This is a genomic window from Streptomyces sp. NPDC057010 (genome assembly GCF_042673805.1).
Classification (GTDB): Bacteria; Actinomycetota; Actinomycetes; order Streptomycetales; family Streptomycetaceae; genus Streptomyces.
This window is the reverse complement of the sequence record NZ_JBHUSC010000108.1, coordinates 1-6,032: the sequence shown is the minus strand read 5'-3', so window position 1 is coordinate 6,032 and position 6,032 is coordinate 1. Positions and strand designations below refer to the sequence as shown.

The 6,032-nt window shown below is 71.0% G+C and carries 5 protein-coding genes; 2 read left to right on the top strand and 3 right to left on the bottom strand.

Annotation, left to right across the window (positions count from 1 at the left end):
• Window positions 1-65 precede the first annotated feature (65 nt).
• From tyrS to ACFTXQ_RS36170, 3 genes are read right to left on the bottom strand one after another with little or no spacing between them, the layout of a single operon-like run.
• Window positions 66-1,334: a tyrosine--tRNA ligase gene (gene tyrS, locus ACFTXQ_RS36180; protein ID WP_382649810.1), complete on the bottom strand. Its 1,269-nt coding sequence runs from the start codon at window positions 1,332-1,334 to the stop codon at window positions 66-68.
• Window positions 1,335-1,386: 52 nt separating this feature from the next.
• Entirely contained in the window at window positions 1,387-2,790 is a 1,404-nt protein-coding gene (locus ACFTXQ_RS36175; protein WP_382649807.1) for a metallopeptidase TldD-related protein, read from the bottom strand.
• Entirely contained in the window at window positions 2,787-4,349 is a 1,563-nt protein-coding gene (locus ACFTXQ_RS36170; protein ID WP_382649804.1) for a TldD/PmbA family protein, read from the bottom strand. Before ACFTXQ_RS36170 ends, ACFTXQ_RS36175 begins: the two co-directional genes overlap by 4 nt.
• Window positions 4,350-4,494: 145 nt before the next feature.
• On the opposite strand from ACFTXQ_RS36170, the gene fabG reads away from it, so the two are divergent.
• On the top strand, window positions 4,495-5,214 hold the full coding sequence (fabG, locus tag ACFTXQ_RS36165) for a 3-oxoacyl-[acyl-carrier-protein] reductase (protein ID WP_382649802.1): 720 nt from the start codon (window positions 4,495-4,497) through the stop codon (window positions 5,212-5,214).
• A gap of 5 nt (window positions 5,215-5,219) precedes the next feature.
• Window positions 5,220-5,990, top strand: a complete 771-nt coding sequence (gene fabI, locus ACFTXQ_RS36160) for an enoyl-ACP reductase FabI (RefSeq protein ID WP_007263356.1) — start codon at window positions 5,220-5,222, stop codon at window positions 5,988-5,990.
• The last annotated feature ends 42 nt before the right edge of the window (window positions 5,991-6,032 follow it).

The window sequence follows — 6,032 nt, the reverse complement described above, 5'->3', positions numbered from 1 at the left end:
GGACAACGGTGTCCGGCCGGCCCCTCCGCCGTGATGTGTTCGCGCGTCCCGCGTCCCGCGGCGCGTCAGGCGCCGGTGACCTCGACCGCGGCCAGGTTCTTCTTGCCCCGGCGCAGCACCAGCCAGCGGCCGTGCAGCAGGTCCTCCTTGGCGGGAACCGCGTCCTCGGCCGTGACCTTCGCGTTGTTCACGTAGGCCCCGCCCTCCTTCACGGTCCGGCGGCCCGCCGACTTGCTCGCGACCAGGCCGGTCTCCGCGAACAGGTCCACGACCAGGCCGAGCTCCGCCACCTGGGCGTGCGGCAGCTCGGACAGGGCGGCGGCCAGGGTGGCCTCGTCCAGGTCCGCCAGCTCGCCCTGACCGAACAGCGCCTTCGACGCGGCGATCACGGCGGAGCACTGGTCGGCGCCGTGCACCAGCGTCGTCAGCTCCTCCGCCAGCGCCCGCTGCGCGGCGCGCGCCTGCGGCCGCTCGGCGGTCTGCGCCTCCAGCTCCTCCAGCTCCTCACGGCTACGGAAGGACAGGATCCGCATGTAGGTGGAGATGTCCCGGTCGTCCACGTTCAGCCAGAACTGGTAGAACGCGTACGGGGTGGTCATCTCCGGGTCGAGCCAGACGGCGCCGCTCTCGGACTTGCCGAACTTGGTGCCGTCCGCCTTGACCATCAGCGGGGTCGCCAGCGCGTGCACGACCGCGCCCGGCTCCAGACGGTGGATCAGGTCGAGACCGGCCGTCAGGTTGCCCCACTGGTCGGAACCGCCCTGCTGGAGCACGCAGCCGTGGCGCCGGTACAGCTCCAGGAAGTCCATGCCCTGCAGGATCTGGTAGCTGAACTCGGTGTAGCTGATGCCCTGGTCGGAGTCGAGCCGCTTGGCGACCGAGTCCTTCGTCAGCATCTTGTTGACGCGGAAGTGCTTGCCGATGTCCCGGAGGAACTCGATGGCGGACATGCCCGCCGTCCAGTCCAGGTTGTTCACCATGACCGCCGCGTTCTCGCCCTCGAAGGACAGGAACGGCTCGATCTGGGAGCGCAGCCGCGTCACCCAGTTCGCGATGGTCTCCGGGTCGTGCAGGGTCCGCTCCGCGGTCGGCCGCGGGTCGCCGATCTGCCCGGTGGCCCCGCCGACCAGCGCCAGCGGCCGGTTCCCGGCCTGCTGGAGCCGGCGCACGGTGAGCACCTGGACCAGGTGCCCCACGTGCAGCGAGGCGGCCGTCGGGTCGAAGCCGCAATAGAACGTGACCGGACCGTCCGCGAACGCCTTGCGAAGGGCTTCTTCGTCGGTGGACTGGGCGAACAGCCCGCGCCACTTCAGTTCGTCGACGATGTCCGTCACGGTCTCTCGACTCCTTTGATATTCGGGAATTGCCAAGGTCAGTCTAGGTGCGTCAGACGCCCTTGCTGACCGAACTCATGTTGAAATCCGGGATACGGAGCGCCGGCATCGCGGCCCTGGTGAACCAGTCGCCCCATTCACGCGGCAGGGTCTTCTCGGTCCGGCCCGCCTCGGTGGCCCGCGACAGCAGGTCCACCGGGGACTCGTTGAACCGGAAATTGTTGACCTGCCCCGTGACCTGCCCGTTCTCCACCAGGTAGACGCCGTCCCGGGTCAGGCCCGTGAGCAGCAGGGTGGCCGGGTCGACCTCGCGGATGTACCAGAGGCAGGTCAGCAGCAGGCCCCGCTCGGTGGTCGCCACCATCTCCTCCAGCGACCGGTCGCCGCCCCCGTCCAGGATCAGGTTCCCGAAGGCGGGGGAGAGCGGCAGCCCCGTCAGCCCGGCGGTGTGCCGGGTCGTGGTCAGCCGGGCCAGCTCGCCGCCGCTGATCCACTCGGTCGCCGGGACCGGCAGGCCGTTGTCGAACACCGAGGCGTCGTCGCCCGAGCTGTGCGCGACCACGAACGGCGCCGACTCCAGGCCCGGCGCGTTCGGGTCGCTGCGCAGGGTCAGGGGCAGCTCGGAGAGCTTCTCGCCGAGCCGGGTGCCGCCGCCGGGCTTGGAGAAGACCGTCCGGCCCTCCACCGCGTCCCGCGCCGCCGCCGACCACATCTGGTAGATCAGCAGGTCGGCCACGGCCGTCGGTGGCAGCAGCGTCTCGTACCGCCCGGCGGGCAGCTCGATCTTCCGTTCCGCCCAGCCCAGGCGTACGGCGAGCTCCGCGTCCAGCACGGTCGGGTCCACGTCCTTGAAGTCCCGGGTGGCGCGGCCGGCCCAGGCGGAGCGCTGCATGTCGGGGCTCTTGGCGTTGAGCTCCAGGGTGCCCTTGGGCTGGTCGTGGCGCAGCCGCAGGCCCGTCGAGGTGCCGACGTACGTGGACACCAGCTCGTGGTTGGCGAAGCCGTACAGCTCCCGGCCGCCCGCGCGGGCCCGGGCGAAGGCCTCGCCGAGGGCCGGGGCGAAGTCCGCGAACACCGCCGAGGAGGTCTCGGCGGGGGCGTCGGTGAAGTCCGGCGAGGCCGGGGTCCCCGTCACCAGCGGCTGGGCGTCCTCGGCCGGCCCCGCGCCGCGCGCGGCCGCCTCGGCGGCCCGTACCAGAGGCTCCAGGTCCGCGGCGGTGACGGCGGAGCGCGAGACGACCCCCGAGGCCGTGCCCTCCTTGCCGTCGACCGTCGCGATGACGGTCAGGGTCCGGCCGCGGGTGACGCCGTTCGTCGTCAGGGCGTTGCCCGCCCAGCGCAGGTTCGCCGTCGATTCCTCGTCGGCGATGACGACGCAGCCGTCGGCGGTGGACAGCTCCAGGGCCCGCTCGACGATCTCGTGCGGCTTGGTGCGTCCGTTCGAAAGCGTGCTCATCGGCCGGCCTCCTGCGTGGTGTTCAGGATGTTCACGTCGCGGAACAGGGCGGAGGGGCAGCCGTGCGAGACCGCCGCGACCTGGCCCGGCTGGGCCTTTCCGCAGTTGAAGGCGCCGCCCAGGACGTAGGTCTGGGGACCGCCCACCTTCTCCATCGAGCCCCAGAACTCGGTGGTCGTGGCCTGGTAGGCGACGTCGCGCAGCTGCCCGGCCAGCCGGCCGTTCTCGATGCGGAAGAACCGCTGCCCGGTGAACTGGAAGTTGTAGCGCTGCATGTCGATCGACCACGAGCGGTCGCCGACCACGTAGATCCCGCGCTCCACCCCGCCGATCAGGTCCTCGGTGGACAGCCCGCCCGGATCCGGCTGGAGCGACACGTTCGCCATGCGCTGTACGGGCACGTGCCCGGGGGAGTCGGCGTAGGCGCAGCCGTTGGAGCGTCCGAGGCCGGTCAGCTTCGCGATCCGCCGGTCCAGCTGGTAGCCGACCAGGGTGCCGTCCTTGACCAGGTCCCAGCTCTGCGCCTCGACGCCCTCGTCGTCGAAGCCGATGGTGGCCAGCCCGTGCTCGGCGGTGCGGTCACCCGTCACGTTCATGATCGGGGAGCCGTACCTGAGCTTGCCCAGCTGGTCGAAGGTGGCGAAGGAGGTCCCCGCGTACGCCGCCTCGTAGCCCAGCGCCCGGTCCAGCTCGGTGGCGTGGCCGATGGACTCGTGGATGGTCAGCCACAGGTTGGAGGGGTCGACCACCAGGTCGTAGCGCCCCGCCTCCACGCTCGGCGCGCGCATCTTCTCGTCGAGCAGTCCGGGGATCTGCTCCAGCTCGGAGTTCCAGTCCCAGCCGGTGCCCGTCAGGTACTCCCAGCCGCGTCCGGCGGGCGGGGCGATGGTGCGCATCGAGTCGAACTCGCCGGTGACCTCGTTCACGGCGACCGCCGTGAGCTGCGGGTGGATCCGCACCCGCTGCTGCGTGGTCGAGGTGCCCGCGGTGTCCGCGTAGAACTTGTTCTCGTGCACGGCCAGCAGCGAGGCGTCGACGTGCGCGACCGCGTCGGCCGCCAGCAGCCGGGCGCTCCAGTCGGCGAGCAGCGCCGCCTTCTCCGCGTCCGGCACGTCGAAGGGGTTCACGTCGTAGGCGGAGATCCAGGTGCGCTCCGCGTGCACCGGCTCCTCGGCCAGTTCCACGCGTTCGTCGGAACCGGCCGCCTTGATCACCTGGGCCGACAGCTTCGCCATGGCCACGGCCTGCGAGGCCACCCGGGCCGCGGCGTCCATGGTCAGGTCCACACCGGAGGCGAAGCCCCAGCTGCCCCCGTGCACCACCCGCACCGCGTAGCCGAGGTCGGTGGTGTCGGACCCGCCGGAGGGCTTGGCGTCGCGCAGCCGCCAGGAGGCGCTGCGGATCCGCTCCAGCCGGAAATCGGCGTGCTCGGCGCCCAGCGCGCGCGCCCGGGCGAGCGCCGCGTCGGCGAGCGCCCGCAAGGGGAGCGCGGTGAAGGCCGCGTCGATGGAATGGGGCACGGAAGTCCTCCCGGGGTCGGAGCCGGTCGCCCCGATCATGTCGCGCTCGGGGCCCTTGTGCCTACATCTTTCTGTAGGGACTCGACAGAGCCCGTCGCAAGGCCCTGTCGGAGGTCGATTCTCCGTACGAGGGATGCGACCTATAGGTTTTCGGTATTCAGACCGCTAGCGAAAGGGTGATCCGTTGAGCCGCTCGGTTCTCGTCACCGGAGGTAACCGGGGCATCGGCCTCGCCATCGCCCGAGCCTTCGCGGAGGCCGGCGACAAGGTCGCGATCACGTACCGGTCGGGTGAGCCGCCCGCGGAGCTCGCCGCGCTCGGCGTCCTGGCGGTCCGCTGCGACATCACGGACTCCGAGCAGGTGGAGCAGGCCTACAAGCAGATCGAGGACGCGCACGGCGCGGTCGAGGTGCTGGTGGCCAACGCCGGCATCACCAAGGACACCCTGCTGATGCGGATGTCCGAGGAGGACTTCGCCTCGGTCGTCGACACGAACCTCACCGGCACCTTCCGGGTGGTCAAGCGCGCGAACCGCGGCATGCTCCGCGCCAAGAAGGGCCGCGTCGTCCTGATCTCCTCGGTCGTCGGACTGCTGGGCTCGGCCGGCCAGGCCAACTACGCCGCCTCCAAGGCCGCGCTGGTCGGCTTCGCCCGCTCCCTCGCCCGCGAGCTCGGCTCCCGCAACATCACCTTCAACGTGGTCGCCCCCGGGTTCGTCGACACGGACATGACTAAGGTGCTCACCGACGAGCAGCGCGCGGGCATCGTGGGCCAGGTGCCGCTCGGCCGCTACGCGCAGCCCGAGGAGATCGCGGCAGCCGTGAGCTTCCTGGCGTCCGACGACGCCGCGTACATCACAGGAGCCGTCATTCCCGTTGACGGCGGATTGGGCATGGGTCACTGATCACCATGAGCGGAATTCTCGAGGGCAAGCGCATCCTCATCACCGGTGTGCTGATGGAGTCCTCCATCGCTTTCCACACCGCCAGGCTGGCCCAGGAGCAGGGCGCCGAGGTCATCCTCACCGCGTGGCCGCGCCCGTCGCTGACCGAGCGCATCGCCAAGAAGCTGCCCAAGCCGGTCAAGGTGATCGAGCTCGACGTCACCAACGACGAGCACCTGGCCCGCCTGGAGGGCCTCGTCCGCGACGAGCTCGGCGGCCTCGACGGCGTCGTGCACTCCATCGGCTTCGCGCCGCAGGACGCCCTCGGCGGCAACTTCCTGAACACCCCGTTCGAGTCGGTCGCCACCGCCATGCACGTCTCGGCGTTCTCGCTGAAGTCGCTGACCATGGCCTGCAAGCCGCTCTTCCCGGCGGAGGGCGCGGCCGTCGTCGGCCTCACCTTCGACGCGCAGTTCGCGTGGCCGCAGTACGACTGGATGGGCCCGGCCAAGGCCGCGCTGGAGGCCACCAGCCGCTACCTCGCCCGTGACCTGGGCAAGGAGAACATCCGCTGCAACCTGGTCTCGGCCGGCCCGCTCGGCTCGATGGCCGCGAAGTCCATCCCGGGCTTCTCGGACCTGGCGGACACCTGGAACCACCGGTCCATGCTGGAGTGGGACATGAGCGACCCGGAGCCCACGGGCCGCGGTGTCGTCGCGCTGCTGTCGGACTGGTTCCCGAAGACCACCGGCGAGATCGTCCACGTGGACGGCGGCCTGCACGCCATGGGCGCCTGACGGCCCCTCGCGTCCGTACGCACGGCGGCGGCCGCGCTTCCC